The sequence below is a fragment of the Streptomyces sp. NBC_00659 genome (assembly GCF_036226925.1).
GTDB lineage: Bacteria > Actinomycetota > Actinomycetes > Streptomycetales > Streptomycetaceae > Streptomyces.
The window spans coordinates 6,433,579-6,451,592 of record NZ_CP109031.1 but is presented as its reverse complement, the minus strand read 5'-3'; the positions used below and the strand labels follow the sequence as shown (position 1 = coordinate 6,451,592).

Sequence of the window (18,014 nt, the reverse complement as noted above, 5' to 3'; positions counted from 1 at the left end):
TCGAACACGTGCGCACCGTCACACAACCCCTCACTAGTTCGCATTTCAACATTTTAGGTAGACTTCATTTATGGAGACCGAGACGGCCACGCGCTGGCTGACCGATGCGGAGCAGTGCGCCTGGCGCACCCACCTGGAGGTCAACAGGCTGTTGACGTACCAGCTTGAGAGGGACCTGCAGCCGTTCGGGCTGACCATGAACGACTACGAGATCCTGGTGAACCTCTCCGAGTCGGAGGGCGTGCGCATGCGGATGAGCGATCTGGCGTCCGCCACCCTCCAGTCCAAGAGCCGGCTCTCGCACCAGATCACGCGCATGGAGAACGCGGATCTGGTGCGCCGGGAGAACTGCGAGTCCGACCGGCGAGGGCTGTACGCGGTCCTCACCCAGCACGGCATGGAGACGATGCAGAAGGTCTCGCCTCATCATGTGGCGTCCGTGCGGCGGCACTTCATCGACCTGCTGTCGCCCGAGGCGCTCGAGGACCTGCACAAGTCGCTGCGCCCGATCGCCGAACACCTGCTGGGACAGCGCGGCAAGCCTTAGGACTCAGGCGGGCAGTCGCGCGCCGTCCGCCTCTGCGGGGCGCGCGGCCCCGCCCGCACAGTGCCCCGCGTCCGCGTCCGGACGCGGGGTCCGTGCGCTCCGCGCGCAGACCGGGGCCGCCGCCATCGCCGCCGCCCCCGAGACCGCGAAGCACAGCCCCGGAGACAGCCGGCCCACCAGCGGGCCCACGCCCAGCGCCACGACGACGGGCACCGCCTCCGGCGCTCGTCCCGGCGGCGCACCCGCGTATGCCGGCACACCCGTGCGTGGCGCCGCGCACGTGCGTGCCGCCGTACCCCGAAGCGCCCCACGGGGCACCGGCGCGAAGCCGGCGCCTGTCCGGCGCTCGCTCCGCGAGCGCACCCGCCCGTGTCGTCGCACCCCGGAACGGATCACGAGTGCTCCGCCCCGGTGGGCGGTGCGGCGTGGCGTCGCCTCCGGCGCGGCTCCCGCGAGAGTCCCGGCGCACCGTGCCGTGCCGCTCCCGCAAGGGGCGTGTCGTGCGGGTGCGCGCCGCATCGTGCCGGGGGGGCGTCGAGCCGACCCGGCACGGGAGGGTGCGGGTCGGCTCGGCTCGGCTCGGCTCGGCTCGGCTCGGCTCGGAGAGGGTGCCCGGCCTCGCGCCGGGCCGGTTCAGCTCTCCGTCAGGCCCTGGATCAGGGTGTCGGCGGCTTCGTAGGGGTCCAGTTCGCCCGCGACGATGCGCTCGGCGAGGGCGCTGAGACGGCGGTCGCCGTGAAGGTCGCCGATCCGCCGGCGCAGCGCGGTGACGGCGATCGTCTCGACCTCCTGGGACGCCCGGGCGAGCCGGCGCTCGGCCAGGACGCCGCGCTCCTCCATCCACGCCCGGTGCTTCTCCAGGGCCTCGACGACCTCGTCGATGCCCTCCGCACGCGCGGCCACGGTCTTGACGATCGGCGGGCGCCAGTCCCCCGGGCCGCGGGACTCGCCGAGGCTGAGCATGTGGTTGAGCTCGCGGGCGGTGGCGTCGGCGCCGTCGCGGTCGGCCTTGTTGACGACGTACACGTCGCCGATCTCCAGGATTCCCGCCTTGGCGGCCTGGATGCCGTCGCCCATGCCGGGGGCGAGGAGGACGACGGAGGTGTCGGCCTGGGAGGCGATCTCCACCTCCGACTGGCCGACGCCCACCGTCTCCACCAGGATCACGTCGCAGCCCGCCGCGTCCAGGACACGGATGGCCTGGGGGGCCGACCAGGCCAGTCCGCCCAGGTGGCCGCGCGTCGCCATCGAGCGGATGTAGACGCCCGGGTCCGAGGCGTGGTCGGACATCCGGACGCGGTCGCCGAGCAGCGCGCCGCCGGAGAACGGCGAGGACGGGTCGACGGCCAGGACGCCGACCCGCTTGCCCTGCCGGCGGTAGGCCGTCACCAGCGCCGACGTCGACGTCGACTTGCCGACGCCGGGCGAGCCGGTGAGACCCACCACGTACGCGTTGCCGGTCAGCGGGGCCAGCGCGGCCATGACCTCACGGAGCTGCGGTGCCGCTCCCTCCACGAGGGAGATCAGCCGGGCCACCGCCCGCGGCCGTCCTTCCCTGGCCTGGGTCACCAGCGAGGAGACGTCCTGCATCACAGCTCCGTTCACGAGGGGTCGGTCGTACGAACGCGGGTCAGGCCTTGGCCACCCGCACGATCAGCGCGTCGCCCTGACCGCCGCCGCCGCACAGGGCGGCCGCGCCCACACCGCCGCCGCGCCGCTTCAGTTCGAGGGCCAGGTGCAGCACGAGACGGGCGCCGGACATGCCGATCGGGTGACCGAGGGCGATGGCGCCACCGTTGACGTTCACCTTTTCCGTGGACACCCCGAGGTCCTTCATTGACTGGACCGCGACGGCCGCGAAGGCCTCGTTGATCTCGATCAGGTCGAGGTCCTCGACCTCCAGGCCCTCCTTCTTCAGGGCGTGCAGGATCGCGTTCGAGGGCTGCGACTGGAGGGAGTTGTCCGGGCCCGCCACGTTGCCGTGGGCGCCGATCTCCGCGATCCAGTCCAGACCGAGCTCCAGCGCCTTGGCCTTGCTCATCACGACCACGGCGGCCGCGCCGTCCGAGATCTGGGAGGCGCTGCCGGCGGTGATGGTGCCGTCCTTGGCGAAGGCGGGGCGCAGCTTGCCGAGCGACTCGGCGGTCGTCTCGGCGCGGATGCCCTCGTCCTTGCTGAAGACGACGGGCTCGCCCTTGCGCTGCGGGATCTCGATCGGTGTGATCTCCGCCTCGAAGATACCGTTCTTCTGGGCGGTGGCCGCGCGCTGGTGCGAGAGGGCGGCGATCTCGTCCTGCGCCGGACGCTGGATCCCGAGGCGGGTGTTGTGCTTCTCCGTCGACTCGCCCATGGCGATGTTCTCGAAGGCGTCCGTCAGACCGTCGTGGGCCATGGCGTCGAGCATCTCGATGGCGCCGTACTTGTAGCCCTCGCGGGACTTCGGGAGCAGGTGCGGGGCGTTCGTCATGGACTCCTGGCCGCCGGCGACCACGATGTCGAACTCGCCGGCGCGGATCAGCTGGTCCGCGAGGGCGATGGCGTCGAGGCCGGAGAGGCACACCTTGTTGATGGTGAGAGCCGGGACGCTCATGGGGATGCCCGCCTTGACGGCGGCCTGGCGTGCCGGGATCTGCCCTGCCCCGGCCTGGAGCACCTGGCCCATGATCACGTACTGCACCTGGTCGCCGCCGATGCCCGCACGGTCGAGGGCGGCCTTGATCGCGAAGCCACCGAGGTCGGCCCCGGAGAAGGACTTCAGCGAGCCCAGCAACCGTCCCATGGGCGTTCGGGCGCCCGCGACGATCACCGAGGTACTGCTGTTCGTTCCAGACATGAGGTGCGATCCCCTTACCGGCTGCACAGCCGAGGAGTGAACGAGGGTTTACTGAGAATGTACTGAGCGGTAGGCCACCCGTCATCCGGCCCGCAGTGTGATCGCGCGCACGTTGCGTAACCACGCCGGGAGCGCTGCACTGACTCCATGCTGACGCGAATCGACCACATCGGGATCGCCTGTTTCGACCTCGACGCCACTGTCGAGTTCTACCGTGCGACGTACGGCTTCGAAGTCTTCCACTCCGAGATCAATGAGGAGCAGGGCGTCCGCGAGGCCATGCTCAAGATCAACGAGACGTCCGACGGCGGCGCCTCCTACCTCCAGCTGCTGGAACCCACCCGCGAGGACTCCGCCGTGGGCAAGTGGCTGGCCAAGAACGGCGAGGGCGTGCACCACATCGCCTTCGGCACCGCGGACGTCGACGGTGACGCCGCCGACATCCGCGGCAAGGGCGTCCGGGTGCTCTACGACGAGCCCCGGACCGGGTCCATGGGGTCCCGGATCACGTTCCTGCACCCCAAGGATTGCCACGGAGTACTGACAGAACTGGTCACTTCGGCGGCGGTTGAGTCACCTGAGCACTGACCTCCGTATATCTGGGCCGGTAGGGTTGGGCTCGGCCGTCGCCTTTCGCGGGGGACGGCCGTGGTCCTGGCGCCTTCCGGCGAGCGGGACCAAGGGCCGGGGTCCAGGTTTCGGGGGGCGAGCGTCGGGGCAGCAGCCCGTGCTCAGCCGTTGATCTGACACCATTCCCCGGGGGCCCCGTTCGGCGGAAGAACGGTGCTCGTTCGGAATTACTTGCGACCAGGGGACGGATGGGACCGCGCAGTGCGGGGCTACGAACGCCAGGAGCGAGAGCCGGCGGCTGACGTCGACCACCTCTCTCGGTTCGAGGCCGAGATGGAACGGCTGAAGACCGAGCGGGAGAAGGCCGTCCAGCACGCCGAGGACCGCGGCTATCAGGTCGAGGTGCTGCGCGCCAAGCTGCATGAGGCGCGCCGCAGTCTGGCGACCCGTCCTGCCTACGACGGGGCCGACATCGGCTATCAGGCCGAGCAGATGCTCCGTAATGCCCAGATGCAGGCAGACCAGCTGCGCGTCGACGCCGAGCGGGAGATCAGCCAGGCACGGGCGCAGACCCAGCGTCTCCTTCAGGAGCACGCCGAGCATTCGGCCCGGCTCCAGGCGGAGCTCCACCAGGAGGCCGTCACCCGGCGTCAGCAGCTCGACCAGGAGCTGGCGGAACGCCGCCAGACCGTCGAGTCGCACGTCAACGAGAACGTGGCGTGGGCGGAGCAGCTCCGCGCCCGCTCCGAGTCCCAGGCCCGCCGTCTGCTGGACGAGTCGCGTGCCGAGGCCGATCAGGCGCTCGCCGCGGCCCGCGCCGAGGCCGAGCGGGTCGCCGCCGAGGCGCGCCAGCGGCTCACCACCGACGCCGAGGCGGCCCGCGCGGAGACCGAGGCGCTGCTGCGCCGTGCCCGCACGGACGCCGAGCGGCTGCTGAACGCCGCCTCGACGCAGGCCCAGGAGGCCACCGACCACGCCGAGCAGCTGCGCAGCTCCACGGCGAACGAGTCGGACAACGCCCGCCGTCAGGCCACCGAGCTGAGCCGGGCCGCCGAGCAGCGCATGAGCGCCGCCGAGACGGCGCTGCGCGAGGCCCAGTCCGAGGCGGACAAGGTCCTGAACGAGGCCAAGGAAGCCGCGGCGAAGACGATCGCCAGCGCCGAGTCGGTCAACGAACAGCGCACCCGGACGGCGAAGGAGCAGGTCGCCCGGCTGGTCAGCGAGGCCAGCCAGGAAGCCGAGACCACCAAGTCCGAGGCCGAGCAGATCGTCGCGGACGCCCGCAGCAAGGCCGAGACGATCGTCGCGGAGGCCGAGGAGAGCGCGCGCAGCCTCACCGCCGAGGAGACCGCCTCCCAGCTCGCCAAGGCGGCCCGGACCGCCGAGGACGTGCTGAACAAGGCGTCCGAGGACGCCAAGCGGACCACGAAGGCGGCGTCCGAGGAGGCCGAGCGGATCCGCACCGAGGCGGAGACCGAGGCCGACCGGCTGCGCGCCGAGGCGCACGACATCGCCGAGCAGCTCAAGGGCACGGCGAAGGACGACACCAAGGAGTACCGCGCCAAGACGGTCGAGCTCCAGGAGGAGGCGCGGCGGCTGCGCGGGGACGCGGAGCAGCTGCGTTCGGACGCGGTCGCCGAGGGTGAGCGCATCCGCGCCGAGGCCCGGCGCGAGGCCGTCCAGCAGATCGAGGAGGGCGCGCGGACCGCCGAGGAAGTGCTCGCCAAGGCGAAGGCGGACGCGGACGAGCTGCGCCAGGCCGCCACGGCGGACAGCGAGAAGGTCCGCACCGAGGCCATCGAGCGCGCCACGACGCTGCGCCGGCAGGCCGAGGAGACGCTGGAGCGCACCCGCGCGGAGGCCGAGCGGAACCGCGCGGACGCCGTCGAGCAGGCCGAGACGATCGCGGCCGACGCGGAGCGGGCCGCCGAGCGGCAGCGCGAGGAGACCGAGCGGGCCATAGAGGCCCGCCAGGCCGAGGCCGCCGAGGGGCTGGCCCGGCTGCACACGGAGACCGAGGAGCGTCTGGCCGCCGCCGAGCAGGCGCTGACCGACGCGCGTGCGGAGGCCGAGCGGATCCGCCGCGAGGCCTCCGAGGAGATCGACCGGCTGCGTTCGGAGTCCGCCGAGCGGATCCGTACGCTCCAGGCTCAGGCCGAGACGGAGGCCGACCGGCTGCGCGACGAGGCCGCGGCGGACGCGGCGGCGTCCCGTGCCGAGGGCGAGTCCATCGCCGTACGGCTGCGTTCGGACGCCGCGGCGGAGGCCGAGCGGCTCAAGTCGGAGGCACAGGACAGCGCCGACCGGGTGCGGAGCGAGGCGCAGGCCGCGGCCGAGCGTCTGGCGACCGAGGGTGCCGAGACGCTGGCCGCCGCCCAGGAGGAGGCCGCCCGGCGCCGCCGCGAGGCCGAGGAGACCCTCGGTTCGGCGCGCCAGGAGGCCGACCAGGAGCGCGAGCGGGCCCGCGAGCAGAGCGAGGAACTGCTGGCTTCCGCGCGCAAGCGCGTCGAGGAGGCAGGGGCCGAGGCCGTACGTCTCGTCGAGGAGGCCGACCGGCGCGCGACCGAGATGGTCTCCAACGCCGAGCAGACCGCGCAGCAGGTGCGGGACTCGGTGGCGGGGCTGCACGAGCAGGCCCAGGAGGAGATCACCGGGCTGCGCTCGGCCGCCGAGCACGTGGCGGACCGTACGCGGACCGAGGCGCAGGAGGAGGCGGACCGGGTCCGCGCCGACGCGTACGCCGAGCGCGAGCGGGCCTCCGAGGACGGGGCACGGCTGCGGCGCGAGGCGAACGAGGAGAGGGAGGCCGCGAGCGCGCTCGCGGAGCGCACCGTCGCGGAGGCGATCGCCGAGGCGGAGCGGATGCGTTCGGACGCCTCCGACCACGCCCAGCGGGTGCGCACCGAGGTGTCGGACGCCATCGCGAACGCCGACCAGGACGCCGCGCGCACCCGTGCGGACGCCCGGGAGGACGCGAACCGGATCCGTTCGGACGCGGCCGCGCAGGTGGACACCCTCATCACCGAGGCGACGGCGGAGGCCGAGCGGCTCGGGACCGAGACCGCGGCCGAGGCCGAGCGGGTACGCGCCGAGGCCGTGGCCAAGGCCGAGAAGCTCATCTCGGACGCGACCGGTGACGCGGAGCGGCTGCGCGCCGAGGCCTCCGAGGCGGTCGGTTCCGCCCAGCAGCACTCCGAGCGGATCCGCACCGAGGCCGAGCGCTTCAAGGTACGGGCGACGGAGGAGGGCGAGCGGCGTACGGCGGCGGCGCGCGAGGAGTCCGAGCGCCTGCTGGACGAGGCACGCCGGGAAGCCAACAAGAAGCGCTCCGAAGCGGCCGAGCAGGTCGACACGCTCATCACCGAGACGGCGTCCGAGGCGGACAAGCTGCTCTCGGAGGCGCAGCAGAGCGCGCAGAGGACGACGGCGGACGCCGAGTCGCAGGCCGACACGATGGTCGGTGTGGCGCGTGGCGAGGCCGAGCGGCTCGTCTCGGAGGCGACCGTCGAGGGCAACACCCGCGTGGAGCGGGCCCGTGCGGACGCGGACGAGCTGCTGATCGGCGCTCGCCGGGACGCCACGGCGATCCGGGAGCGCGCCGAGGAGCTGCGCGACCGTGTCACGTCCGAGATCGAGGATCTGCACGAGCGGGCGCGCCGTGAGTCGTCCGAGGCGATGAAGAACGCGGGCGACCGGTGCGACGCGCTCATCAAGGCCGCCGAGGACCAGCTCGCCGAGGCCGAGGCGAAGGCCAAGGACCTGGTGGCGGAGGCGAACTCCGAGGCGAGCAAGGTCCGGATCGCCGCCGTGCGCAAGGCCGAGGGGCTCCTCAAGGAGGCCGAGCAGAAGAAGTCCTCGCTCGTCACCGAGGCGGAGAAGATCAGGTCCGAGGCCATTCAGGAGGCGAAGGCCGCCGTCGAGGAGGGCAAGCGCGACCTGGAGGTCCTGGTCCGCCGGCGTGAGGACATCAACACGGAGATCTCCCGTGTCCAGGATGTCCTGGAAGCGTTGGAGTCCTTCGAGGCTCCTACGGCCGGCAAGGACGGCGGGATGAAGGCGGGTGCGGCCGCGGGAGCGGCACGGTCGGGCGGCAAGGCGTCGGAGAGCTAGCCGACGGTCGGTCGGATGGCAGGGCATCGGAGAGCTGGACGGAAGCGCGGATTACGTGCTTAGTAGGACGTTTGTCACAGGTTCTGGCAAGCCTTCCGGCGGCCGGCCACCCAAAAGGGGTGTCATTCTCCAGATCAAACACGTATCCGCTCGATGACACACCGCATTGCCCCCTAGGATTCCACCTATCACCTCACCGGTCTCATTCGACAGGAACCCCATGAGCGACACTTCCCCCTACGGCTTCGAGCTTGTGCGGCGTGGATACGACCGCGCTCAGGTGGACGAACGCATCTCGAAGCTCGTCTCCGACCGTGACAGCGCTCTGGCCCGTATCACCGCCCTTGAAAAGCGCATCGAGGAACTCCATCTCGAAACGCAGAACGCCCAGGCGCAGGTGAGCGACGCCGAGCCGTCGTACGCCGGTCTCGGCGCACGCGTCGAGAAGATCCTCCGCCTCGCCGAGGAGGAGGCCAAGGACCTGCGCGAGGAGGCCCGTCGCGCGTCCGAGCAGCACCGCGAGCTCGCCGAGTCGGCGGCTCAGCAGGTGCGCAACGACGCCGAGTCGTTCGCCGCGGACCGCAAGTCCAAGGCGGAGGACGAGGGCGTCCGGATCGTCGAGAAGGCCAAGAGCGACGCCTCGCAGCTGCGCTCCGACGCGCAGAAGGACGCCTCGTCCAAGCGTGAGGAGGCGGACGCCCTCTTCGAGGAGACCCGCGCCAAGGCCGCCCAGGCCGCCGCCGATTTCGAGACGAACCTCGCCAAGCGCCGCGAGCAGTCCGAGCGCGACCTGGCCTCGCGCCAGGCCAAGGCCGAGAAGCGCCTCGCGGAGATCGAGCACCGCGCGGAGCAGCTCCGCCTGGAGGCCGAGAAGCTGCGCACGGACGCCGAGCGCCGCGCCCGCCAGACGGTGGAGACGGCTCAGCGCCAGGCCGAGGACATCGTGGCCGACGCCAACGCCAAGGCCGACCGGATCCGTTCGGAATCCGAGCGCGAGCTGGCCGCCCTCACCAACCGCCGCGACTCGATCAACGCGCAGCTCACGAACGTCCGCGAGATGCTCGCGACGCTCACGGGCGCCGCGGTGGCCGCCGCCACCGGCCCGGCGGAGGACGAGCCGATCTCCCGCGGGGTTCCGGCACAGCAGTCCCGGTAACCGCACAGCACGACACCAGGGCCCGCTCCCTCTGCCGAGGGCGCGGGCCTTGTCGTCGGGTGGCAGGCCCCCGGGGGCCGTCTTAGCGTGGCCGCATGATCGAGCTCGAGGGGCTGACGAAGCGGTACGGCGAGAAGGTGGCGGTCAACAACCTCACCTTCACCGTCAGACCGGGCATCGTGACCGGCTTCCTCGGTCCCAACGGCGCCGGCAAGTCCACGACGATGCGGATGATGCTCGGGCTCGACCGTCCCACGGCCGGCGACGTACGGATCGACGGACAGCACTACGACCGGCTCAAGGACCCTCTGAAGTACATCGGCGCCCTGCTGGACGCCCAGGCCATGCACGGCGGCCGCAGCGCCTTCAACCATCTGCTGTGCCTCGCCCAGAGCAACGGCATCCCGAGGGCGCGGGTGCACGAGGTCCTCGACACCGTCGGCCTCACCGCGGTCGCGCGGAAGAAGGCGAAGGGGTTCTCGCTGGGCATGGGCCAGCGCCTCGGCATCGCGGGCGCGCTGCTGGGCGACCCGCGGATCCTGATGTTCGACGAGCCGGTCAACGGCCTCGACCCCGAGGGCATCCACTGGATCCGCAACCTGATGAAATCCCTCGCGTCCCAGGGCCGTACGGTCTTCGTCTCCTCCCACCTCATGAGCGAGATGGCGCTGACCGCCGACCATCTCGTCGTCATCGGCCAGGGCAGGCTGCTCGCCGACACCTCGATGGCGGACTTCATCCGGCAGAACTCGCGCAGTTACGTCCGTGTCCGCTCCCCACAGCGCGAGCGGCTGCTGGACGTGCTGAAAAGGGCGGGGATCACCGTCGTCCAGACGGGCGGCGGGGCGCTGGAGGTGGACGACGGGAAACCGGAGCACATCGGGGAACTGGCCGCGCAGCACCAGCTCGTGCTGCACGAGCTGAGCCCGCAGCAGGCTTCGCTGGAGGAGGCGTTCATGCAGCTGACCGCGGAGTCGGTCGAGTACCACGCGCACACGGACACGCCGGGACAGGAGCCCGCGTCGAGCCCGCCGGGCACGCCCCCCGTCCCCGCCCCCGCCCCTGGCCCTGGCCCGCAGTGGGGCAGCGACTGGAAGAAGGGCTGAGCGGGATGGCGGCGACCCAGGTCCTCAGGTCCGAGTGGACCAAGATCCGTTCCGTGTCGTCCACGGTGTGGACGCTGAGCCTCGCGGCGGTCGTCACGATCGCGCTGGGCCTGCTCATCTCGATCCTCTCCAACAACGAGTGGGACAACCTGAGCCCGAGGGACCAGCTGACCTTCGACCCGACGTTCATCAGTTTCGCGGGCATGACCCTCGGCCAGCTCGCGATGATCGTGTTCGGGGTGCTCGTCGTCGGCAACGAGTACAGCACCGGCATGATCCGCACCTCGCTCTCGGCCGTCCCCCAGCGCGGCACCTTCCTGTTCAGCAAGGTCGCGGTGGCGGCCGGCCTCGCCCTGGCCGTCGGGATGATCACCAGCTTCATCACGTTCTTCGTGGGCCAGGCGGCGCTCGGCACGCACAAGGCGTCGATCAGCGATACGGGGGTGCTGCGCGCGGTGATCGGCGGAGGGCTCTACATGACGCTCATCGCCGTCTTCTCGATGGGTGTCGCGGCGATGCTGCGCTCTCCGATGCTCTCGCTCGGCATCCTGATGCCGTTCTTCTTCCTGATCTCCAACATCCTGGGCGCGGTCTCCGCGACCAAGAAGGTCGGCCGCTACCTCCCCGACCAGGCCGGCAGCAGGATCCTGCGGGTGGTGACCCCCATCGACGACACCCCCTACGGTCCCTGGGGCGGCCTCGGCATCATGCTGCTGTGGGTGGCCGTGGCCCTGGCCGGCGGCTATGTCCTGCTCAAGAAACGGGACGCGTAGAACGTCCGGGCGGCTCGTCACCGTCCGGGCGGGGGTGGGTCGGTCCGTCGAAGCCGGACCACCCCTCCCACTGCCACACGTCCTTGTCGAGATCCGGCTGGAGCGGTACGAAACGGCCGAGTTCGAAGTCCCCGGCCTCCGGGTCGAACCAGCGCTCGTCGGCGACCTCGGTGCCGAGTCCGACGGTCCGTGCGGTCAGCCGGACGAGCGGCTTCACCCCGGACGAGCGGGACAGGTCCTTGCCCTGGATCCGGCGGAACGGCAGTTCGGCCACCGGCGCCTCGACCGGTATCCAGACCGTGAAGGGGACCCCTCGTTCGACCACGAGCCGGCTCCGCTCGTCGGCCGGCTCGCCCTGCGCGTCCAGGACCTTCAGCCACTGCCTGTAGATGACGAGACTGCCGTCGTGCGGGGAGTCCTCCAGGCAGCGCAGACGGGCGCGGGCCCGCAGGTCCACGACCGGAGGGCGTCACCGTGACGACGAAGGACCGAAGCCTCGAGGCGCTGGGCCTGAGCGACGTGCCCGCGCAGAAGCCCCTGACGTATCCCGGCCGGCCCACCACCGAGCCGTCCCTGCTGACCGGCGGCGAGCTGCTCCGGCTCGACGTACGGCCGCTGCGGCTCGGCGAGTGGTACGTGGAGGAGCGCCAGGCGCAGCAACGGCTGGACGAGGCCCTCGCCGACCTGGGGCAGGTGGGCACCGGGCTGCGCCACCCGGTCATCGCCGTCGGTTCGAACGCCTCCCCCGGGCAGGTCTCCCACAAGCTGACCCGGCTGGGCATCCCGGCGGCGGTGCCGATGGTTCCGGTGCGGGTGCGGGGAATCGGCGTGGGCTGCTCCGGACACATCAGTCCGGCGGGTTACGTGGCCGGGACGCCGTACGTGGACCCGGGTGCCGAGACGACGCTCGTGGTGGCCTGGCTGGACTCGACGCAGCTCAAGGCCGTCGACGACACCGAGTTCCCCGACTACCGGCGGCCGATACTCCCCGGCGACGCGTTCACGATGACGATGCCCTCCGGGGAACGGCTGGGCGGCGCGTACATCTACTTCAGCGCGTACGGCGTGCTCGCCGAGCCGGAGACCGGGCGGCCCCGCGCGGGCGGGGGTGACCAGTCCGAGCTGCTCACGGCCCTGCTGGCCGGCTCCGAGCGCCTGCGCGACCTGCTCGGGCCCGACCCCGCGGCCTGGGTGCGCCGTGCGGGTGCCGACCCGTCGCTGCGCGAGGCGGGCACGCTGATCTTCGGCGAGGAGGGCTGGGTATTGCCGCAGACCGATTTCCTGCCCTACCTCGACGAATCGGCCGAGCTGCGGCTGTACGACGATCTTCCGCCGCTGGACGATTCCCTGCCGGGGCGCGTCTGAGATTTTCCCGCCGCCGGGCCGGCGCGCATTCCCTTTTCCCGTCCCACCAGGAAAGACGAGTACCTGACAGAACGGTCGTACGAAATCTCGCCCTCTCCTGGATCTTTCACCAGTCGATGGGCGGGACTTTACCTGCCCTTGAGTGGAACCGCCGGCGCCCGGATATCCTCCTAACCCTTACGGGGGCGTGCGCCCCGACGTCCTGAACCTTTCGATGGGTGCGGAGAATGATCGAGGCAGTCGGCCTGACGAAGCGCTACGGCGCCAAGACAGCCGTGTACAACCTTTCCTTCCAGGTCCGGCCGGGTGCCGTCACCGGGTTCCTCGGGCCCAACGGCTCGGGCAAGTCGACGACGATGCGCATGATCCTCGGCCTCGACAACCCGACCTCCGGGCAGGTGACGATCGGCGGCTTCCCCTACCGCAGGCTGCCGAACGCGCCCCGCCAGGTCGGCGCGCTCCTCGACGCCAAGGCCGTCCACGGCGGCCGGAGCGCCCGCAACCACCTGCTGAGCCTGGCCCAGCTCTCGGGCATCCCGGCCCGCCGCGTGGACGAGGTGCTCGGCGTCGTCGGTCTCCAGGACGTGGCCCGAAAGCGCTCCAAGGGCTTCTCGCTCGGTATGGGCCAGCGCCTCGGCATCGCCGCCGCGCTCCTCGGCGACCCCCAGGTGCTGCTCTTCGACGAGCCGGTCAACGGCCTCGACCCCGAGGGCATCCTCTGGGTGCGCAACCTGATGAAGTCCCTCGCCTCGGAGGGCCGTACGGTCTTCGTCTCCTCGCACCTCATGAGCGAGATGGCGCTGACCGCCGACCACCTCATCGTGATCGGCCGCGGCCAGCTCCTCGCCGACCAGAGCATCAAGGAGTTCATCTCCCACAACTCGGCCGACTTCGCCCGGGTGCGCACCCCCGACACCGAGCCGCAGCAGCGCGAGAAGCTGACCGCCGCGCTGACCGAGGCCGGCGGTCAGGTGCTGCCCGAGCAGGACGGCGCGCTGCGCATCACCGGACTGCCGCTCCCCCGGATCAGCGACCTCGCGCACTCCGCCGACGTCCGCCTGTGGGAGCTGTCGCCGCACCAGGCTTCGCTGGAGGAGGCGTACATGCGGATGACGCAGGGCGCCGTCGACTACCGCTCGACCGTCGACCAGAAGGCCGGGCTCCAGCAGCAGCTGCCGCCGGGCGCCATGCCGCCGCCGCAGATGCCGGTGGCGGGCCAGGGCCAGCCCGGCTGGTACGCGCCGCTGCCGCCCCAGCAGGGCGGGCAGCCCTTCGCCATGCCGCAGACCGGTCCCTACGGCGCCCCCGCGGCCCCCGGCACGGGCGCTCCGGGCCCGTACGGCGCTCCTCCGGCCCCCGGCGCCACGGACGTCAACCCGTACGCCCAGGGCCCCGCGAGCCCGCCCGCCGCCGCGCCCGCTCCGGCGCCCGCGCCGGAGTCCGCACCCACGACCGCGCCCGCCGCCGACCTGACCAAGCCCGAGGACGCCCGATGAGCACGCCCCAGCCCCCGATGCCGCAGCAGGCCGCCGCTGCCCCCGACTGGCAGGCGGCGCCCGGCAATTCGTACACCTCGCCGATCCCCGTCACCCGCACCCACCTCGGGCACGCGCTCAACTCCGAGTGGACGAAGATCAAGTCAGTGCGCTCCACGATGTGGACGCTCGGGATCTTCCTGCTCCTGGTGGTCGGCATCGGCTTCCTGGTCGCCGCACAGACCACGAACGAGGACTTCGGCGACGTGCCGTACACGATCCCGGCGTTCTTCGGCCTGATGCTCGGACAGATCTGCCTGATCACGCTGGGCGTGCTGGTGGTCTCCTCCGAGTACGGCACGGGCATGATCCGTACGACGTTCACGGCCTCGCCGCAGCGTCACCGGGTGCTCGCCGCCAAGCTGGTCATCTTCTTCGCGGTGGCGTTCGGCGTCTCGGCGTTCGCGATCGGGCTCGTCGGCCTGTTCACCGAGGGGATGCACAGCGACGCCTCCAGCGAGGCCTCCCAGATCGCCTGGGGCGGCACCGTCGTGATGGGCGCGCTGTACGTCTCCCTGCTCGGCGTGCTCGCGCTCGCGGTGGGCTCGATGCTGCGTCACTCGGCGGGCGCGATCACCACGATGCTCGGTGTCGTGCTCCTGCCTGCGATCATGCCCGCGTTCCTGATGATGTCCGAGAGCTTGCGCACGATCGGCGAGAAGATGCAGGAGTACAACGCTCCGAACGCCCTCGCCCATGTCTTCCGGCTCGACTCGGAGAGCGGCAACGGCGGTGCGCAGCTCGGTCTGCTCGCCGGGGTGACGGCGGCGGCGGTCGTCGGCGCCTTCGTCCTCCTGGAGCGCCGGGACGTGTGACGGCCCGGCCGACGGCACACCGCGCCTCGGCGCCACCTGAACCGGACAACAGACCCTAGAACCTGGGCGCGTTACGGGACCGCTGCACCCGCGAGGTGCGGCGGTCCTTCGCGTTCCAGCAGGCCTTGTGCCAGTGCCGCCGCTCGTCGACGCCCGAGTGCTCCGGCCAGGCCACCACGTGCGGCACCCCGGAGGGGATCAACTGGTCGCAGCCGGGGCAGCGGTAGGTCTTGCCCTGCGCGCTCGCGCCCGCCACATGGCGCACGCTCCACTCCTCGCCCTGCCAGCTCTCCGTGGACTGCCAGCCGCCGTAACGGTCCGACGGGTCCCCCTCCGGGCTCCTGCCGGACGAGGCGGTGTCCTTCGGACGGTTGCGACGCGGGGACAAGGGACACCTCACGGAGCTATACAGGGAGCAGGGGCCGACACCAGCCTACGCGGGACGCACACGGGTACGCGTACTCCGCCAACCCGCTCAGATCCCCCCTCGGACAGTCCTCGGACGGTCTTCGGACAGCCCAATTCCCAGACAATCCGCAAATCTCCCCGCAAGGCCGTGTCTTCGGCACGTGTCAGGCGGTTATGCCGGGTGGGGGAGCTCCGTGTCGGAGCCGAGGAAGCAGGAAGTTCGATGCACGTTGGAAGTTTTGTACTGGCGGCCCAGTTCCCTGGGCAGGGCCAGGGAGAGGCCCTGCACCGCGCGGTGCGGTCGGCCGAGGTCGCCGAGGAGGCCGGGCTCGACGCGGTCTGGCTGGCCGAACACCACTTCGTGCCGTACGGGACATGCCCGTCGGCCATCACACTCGCCGCGTATCTGCTCGGCCGCACCGACCGGATCCGGATCGGCACGGCGGTCAGCGTGCTGCCCACCGTCCATCCCGTGGCGCTCGGCGAGCAGGCCGCCCTGCTGCACCTGACGTCCGGGGGGCGGTTCTCGCTGGGAGTCGGCCGCGGCGGCCCCTGGGTCGATCTGGAGGTCTTCGGCGCGGGCCTCGCGGCGTACGAACACGGGTTCCCGGAGTCACTCGATCTGCTGCTCCGCTGGCTGCGCGAGCCGTCCGTCGCCGGCGCCTCCGAACGGTTCCCGTTCCGTGAAGTCCCCGTCGTGCCGCGCCCGTCGGAGGCACTGAGCGGCGCTCCGGGCCCCGAGGTCGTCGTGGCGTGCACCTCGCCCGCGAGCATTCGGCTCGCCGCCGAACGCGGGCTGCCGATGCTTCTCGGCATGCACGTCGGGGACGAGGAGAAGGCCGAAATGGTCGCGCTGTGGAGGCGGCACGCGCGCGCGGCGGGCCGCCCCTCGGACGAGATCCTCACGGCCGCCCATGTCTCCGCCGGCGTCTGCCAGATCGCGGACCGCCGGACCGGCGCCGTCGAGACCCTCGTCAAGGCGATGCCGGGCTGGCTGAGGCAGGGACTGGACGCCCATGTGACGGTCGACGGCCGTGCCCGCGCGATGCGGGACCCGGTGGCGTACACCGAACTGCTCTGCGGACTGCACCCGGTGGGCACGCCACGACTGTGCGCCGACCGGCTCGCGGCGACCGCGGAGCGGACCGGCATCGCGCGGTTCGCCCTGCTCGTCGAGGGTTCGGGCGACCTGGCGGCGACCGAGGAGAACGTACGGCGGCTGGGGACCGAGGTACTGCCCCAGCTCAGGTGACCGCACGGGGTCCGGCCCGACGGGCCGGACACGCGGGGAGCTTGCCGCCCCAGTACCAATGCACCTCCCGCGTACGGAGCGGCAAGCAATGCGGCATCAGTGCGTCAGCAGTCCCTGAACTCCGGGGACTGGTTGAGCAGCTGACTGCGGACCGAGGTGAAGCGTGCCAGTGTGTCGTCCACCGAGTCGTCCAGTGGGAACACCGCCACCCGGTGGCAGTTCTGGAAGGCCAGCCGCACTCCGAAGTGCCGCTGCAGCGCGCCGCGTATCGCGTCACTCGCGAGCGCACGCAGCAGCTGGCCACGTGCCTGCTCGTCCGGCGGGGGCGTCTGGTTGTCGGCGAACTTGCCGCCGTCCACCTTCAGCTGGGCCACCAGGGAGCTGATCATCTCCCACGCGTAGGGCAGGGAGGTCCGGACGCAGTCGACGAATTCAGCTTCATCGACCTCGCCTCGCTCGGCCTGTTGGAGTAGGGCCGGTGAGACGTCGAGCGACATGGGTACTCCTCTCGCACCCCCACACATCGGGGGTTGCCGGACAGGGACGGGGACCGCGATACCGAACACGCTGAGTACATGTATCGCGACCTCCCGTTCATACGGTAAGCATCGGCAGGTAACGGCACCAGGAGAATGGGCACATAGCGAACCGCGGGTAGGCCGACAATCGGCCACGGAGGAACAGGGAATCTTCAGGATCAATGGGGTGACCCGCGAGAACGCCGGCCGGGCCGGGCGACGGAAGCCGGGGGAACAAATGGGGCGAACCATGAGTTCCTCCTCGGCGCCGGGCCCGGGAGACGGGCGCGGGACGGTCGCGAGAATCGCGTGCACCGCCGCCGGTCGAGTAGCGTTGCCGACCATGCGTCTCGTCATTGCCCGCTGTTCCGTGGACTACGCGGGCCGGCTCACCGCCCATCTCCCGTCGGCCCCCCGCCTGATCCTCGTGAAGGCGGACGGCAGCGTCTCGATCCACGCGGACGACCGGGCCTACAAGCCCCTCAACTGGATGTCGCCGCCCTGCACACTGAAGGAGGGGTCCGGCGACGACGAAGGCACCTGGACCGTCATCAACAAGGCGGGCGAGAAGCTCATCATCACGATGGAGGAGATCCTCCACGACTCCTCGCACGAACTCGGCGTGGACCCCGGCCTGATCAAGGACGGCGTGGAAGCGCACCTCCAGGAGCTGCTCGCCGACCGCATCGAGACCCTCGGCGAGGGCTACTCGCTCATCCGCCGCGAGTACATGACGGCCATCGGCCCGGTCGACATCCTGTGCCGGGACGGCGAGGGGAAGACCGTCGCCGTGGAGATCAAGCGCCGCGGCGAGATCGACGGCGTGGAGCAACTCACGCGCTATCTGGAGCTGTTGAACCGCGACCCGCACCTCGCGCCGGTCCGCGGCATCTTCGCCGCCCAGGAGATCAAGCCGCAGGCCCGCGTCCTCGCCACCGACCGCGGCATCGGGTGCGCGGTCCTGGACTACGACGCCCTGCGCGGCATCGAGGACGACAAACTGCGGCTGTTCTGAGCCCCCCGGGT

Annotated in this window: 17 protein-coding genes; 11 read left to right on the top strand and 6 right to left on the bottom strand. The window is 71.3% G+C overall.

Annotated elements, in window-relative coordinates:
- The first annotated feature begins 70 nt into the window (after positions 1–70).
- Positions 71–547 carry a MarR family winged helix-turn-helix transcriptional regulator gene (locus OG410_RS28335; RefSeq protein WP_326785460.1) on the top strand — a complete coding sequence of 159 codons (477 nt, stop codon included), beginning with the start codon at positions 71–73 and terminating at the stop codon, positions 545–547.
- Between the two features lie 3 nt (positions 548–550).
- On the opposite strand, the gene OG410_RS28330 is transcribed toward OG410_RS28335, so the two are convergent.
- The 3 genes from OG410_RS28330 to OG410_RS28320 form a co-directional block, all read right to left on the bottom strand.
- Positions 551–760, bottom strand: coding sequence for a hypothetical protein (locus OG410_RS28330; protein ID WP_329301698.1), 210 nt, complete (start codon positions 758–760; stop codon positions 551–553).
- A gap of 420 nt (positions 761–1,180) precedes the next feature.
- On the bottom strand, positions 1,181–2,137 hold the full coding sequence (gene meaB, locus OG410_RS28325; protein WP_328448070.1) for a methylmalonyl Co-A mutase-associated GTPase MeaB: 957 nt from the start codon (positions 2,135–2,137) through the stop codon (positions 1,181–1,183).
- A gap of 40 nt (positions 2,138–2,177) precedes the next feature.
- Positions 2,178–3,380 carry an acetyl-CoA C-acetyltransferase gene (locus OG410_RS28320; RefSeq protein WP_328671459.1) on the bottom strand — a complete coding sequence of 401 codons (1,203 nt, stop codon included), beginning with the start codon at positions 3,378–3,380 and terminating at the stop codon, positions 2,178–2,180.
- A gap of 147 nt (positions 3,381–3,527) precedes the next feature.
- On the opposite strand from OG410_RS28320, the gene mce reads away from it, so the two are divergent.
- The 5 genes from mce (at position 3,528) to OG410_RS28295 (ending at position 11,095) form a co-directional block, all read left to right on the top strand.
- Positions 3,528–3,968 carry a methylmalonyl-CoA epimerase gene (gene mce / locus OG410_RS28315; protein ID WP_326785462.1) on the top strand — a complete coding sequence of 147 codons (441 nt, stop codon included), beginning with the start codon at positions 3,528–3,530 and terminating at the stop codon, positions 3,966–3,968.
- A gap of 243 nt (positions 3,969–4,211) precedes the next feature.
- Positions 4,212–8,060, top strand: a complete 3,849-nt coding sequence (gene scy / locus OG410_RS28310) for a polarized growth protein Scy (protein ID WP_329301697.1) — start codon at positions 4,212–4,214, stop codon at positions 8,058–8,060.
- Between the two features lie 220 nt (positions 8,061–8,280).
- Positions 8,281–9,216 carry a cellulose-binding protein gene (locus tag OG410_RS28305; RefSeq protein WP_329301696.1) on the top strand — a complete coding sequence of 312 codons (936 nt, stop codon included), beginning with the start codon at positions 8,281–8,283 and terminating at the stop codon, positions 9,214–9,216.
- Between the two features lie 95 nt (positions 9,217–9,311).
- A complete protein-coding gene (locus OG410_RS28300) occupies positions 9,312–10,322 on the top strand; it encodes an ABC transporter ATP-binding protein (protein ID WP_329301695.1) in 1,011 nt (336 codons plus the stop codon).
- A gap of 5 nt (positions 10,323–10,327) precedes the next feature.
- Positions 10,328–11,095 (top strand): ABC transporter permease, encoded by a 768-nt coding sequence (locus OG410_RS28295; RefSeq protein ID WP_329301694.1) that lies wholly within the window; start codon positions 10,328–10,330, stop codon positions 11,093–11,095.
- On the opposite strand, the gene OG410_RS28290 is transcribed toward OG410_RS28295, so the two are convergent.
- Positions 11,076–11,552 carry a hypothetical protein gene (locus OG410_RS28290; protein WP_329301693.1) on the bottom strand — a complete coding sequence of 159 codons (477 nt, stop codon included), beginning with the start codon at positions 11,550–11,552 and terminating at the stop codon, positions 11,076–11,078. The two genes, OG410_RS28295 and OG410_RS28290, sit on opposite strands and share 20 nt — an antisense overlap.
- A 17-nt stretch (positions 11,553–11,569) precedes the next feature.
- On the opposite strand from OG410_RS28290, the gene OG410_RS28285 reads away from it, so the two are divergent.
- From OG410_RS28285 to OG410_RS28275, 3 genes are all read left to right on the top strand, one after another.
- Complete coding sequence (locus tag OG410_RS28285; RefSeq protein WP_329301692.1) at positions 11,570–12,460, top strand: hypothetical protein; 891 nt, start codon at positions 11,570–11,572, stop codon at positions 12,458–12,460.
- 227 nt (positions 12,461–12,687) lie between these two features.
- Positions 12,688–13,956: an ABC transporter ATP-binding protein gene (locus tag OG410_RS28280; protein WP_329301691.1), complete on the top strand. Its 1,269-nt coding sequence runs from the start codon at positions 12,688–12,690 to the stop codon at positions 13,954–13,956.
- Positions 13,953–14,810 carry an ABC transporter permease gene (locus OG410_RS28275; protein WP_329301690.1) on the top strand — a complete coding sequence of 286 codons (858 nt, stop codon included), beginning with the start codon at positions 13,953–13,955 and terminating at the stop codon, positions 14,808–14,810. The genes OG410_RS28280 and OG410_RS28275 overlap by 4 nt, the downstream gene beginning before the upstream one ends.
- 55 nt (positions 14,811–14,865) lie before the next feature.
- Here the strand turns inward: OG410_RS28275 and OG410_RS28270 are convergent, their stop codons facing one another.
- Positions 14,866–15,198: an ATP/GTP-binding protein gene (locus tag OG410_RS28270; protein ID WP_329301689.1), complete on the bottom strand. Its 333-nt coding sequence runs from the start codon at positions 15,196–15,198 to the stop codon at positions 14,866–14,868.
- Between the two features lie 243 nt (positions 15,199–15,441).
- Between OG410_RS28270 and OG410_RS28265 the strand changes: the two genes are divergently transcribed.
- Positions 15,442–16,470 carry an LLM class flavin-dependent oxidoreductase gene (locus OG410_RS28265; protein ID WP_329301688.1) on the top strand — a complete coding sequence of 343 codons (1,029 nt, stop codon included), beginning with the start codon at positions 15,442–15,444 and terminating at the stop codon, positions 16,468–16,470.
- A gap of 104 nt (positions 16,471–16,574) precedes the next feature.
- Here the strand turns inward: OG410_RS28265 and OG410_RS28260 are convergent, their stop codons facing one another.
- Positions 16,575–16,967, bottom strand: a complete 393-nt coding sequence (locus tag OG410_RS28260; RefSeq protein ID WP_037624912.1) for an SCO5389 family protein — start codon at positions 16,965–16,967, stop codon at positions 16,575–16,577.
- Positions 16,968–17,331: 364 nt separating this feature from the next.
- Between OG410_RS28260 and nucS the strand changes: the two genes are divergently transcribed.
- The gene (nucS, locus tag OG410_RS28255; RefSeq protein WP_329301687.1) at positions 17,332–18,003 is read left to right on the top strand and encodes an endonuclease NucS; all 672 of its coding nucleotides are present in this window, start codon (positions 17,332–17,334) and stop codon (positions 18,001–18,003) included.
- Positions 18,004–18,014: the final 11 nt, after the last annotated feature.

What these genes read in the sequence shown, in the direction of transcription:
- OG410_RS28305 (WP_329301696.1), top strand. Translation starts at nt 8,281, where the DNA reads ATGAGCGACACTTCCCCCTACGGCTTCGAGCTTGTGCGGCGTGGATAC.
- OG410_RS28265 (WP_329301688.1), top strand. Translation starts at nt 15,442, where the DNA reads ATGCACGTTGGAAGTTTTGTACTGGCGGCCCAGTTCCCTGGGCAGGGC.
- OG410_RS28335 (WP_326785460.1), top strand. Translation starts at nt 71, where the DNA reads ATGGAGACCGAGACGGCCACGCGCTGGCTGACCGATGCGGAGCAGTGC.
- OG410_RS28260 (WP_037624912.1), bottom strand. Translation starts at nt 16,967, where the DNA reads ATGTCGCTCGACGTCTCACCGGCCCTACTCCAACAGGCCGAGCGAGGC.
- meaB (WP_328448070.1), bottom strand. Translation starts at nt 2,137, where the DNA reads ATGCAGGACGTCTCCTCGCTGGTGACCCAGGCCAGGGAAGGACGGCCG.
- OG410_RS28280 (WP_329301691.1), top strand. Translation starts at nt 12,688, where the DNA reads ATGATCGAGGCAGTCGGCCTGACGAAGCGCTACGGCGCCAAGACAGCC.
- OG410_RS28275 (WP_329301690.1), top strand. Translation starts at nt 13,953, where the DNA reads ATGAGCACGCCCCAGCCCCCGATGCCGCAGCAGGCCGCCGCTGCCCCC.
- mce (WP_326785462.1), top strand. Translation starts at nt 3,528, where the DNA reads ATGCTGACGCGAATCGACCACATCGGGATCGCCTGTTTCGACCTCGAC.
- OG410_RS28295 (WP_329301694.1), top strand. Translation starts at nt 10,328, where the DNA reads ATGGCGGCGACCCAGGTCCTCAGGTCCGAGTGGACCAAGATCCGTTCC.
- nucS (WP_329301687.1), top strand. Translation starts at nt 17,332, where the DNA reads ATGCGTCTCGTCATTGCCCGCTGTTCCGTGGACTACGCGGGCCGGCTC.
- OG410_RS28320 (WP_328671459.1), bottom strand. Translation starts at nt 3,380, where the DNA reads ATGTCTGGAACGAACAGCAGTACCTCGGTGATCGTCGCGGGCGCCCGA.
- OG410_RS28300 (WP_329301695.1), top strand. Translation starts at nt 9,312, where the DNA reads ATGATCGAGCTCGAGGGGCTGACGAAGCGGTACGGCGAGAAGGTGGCG.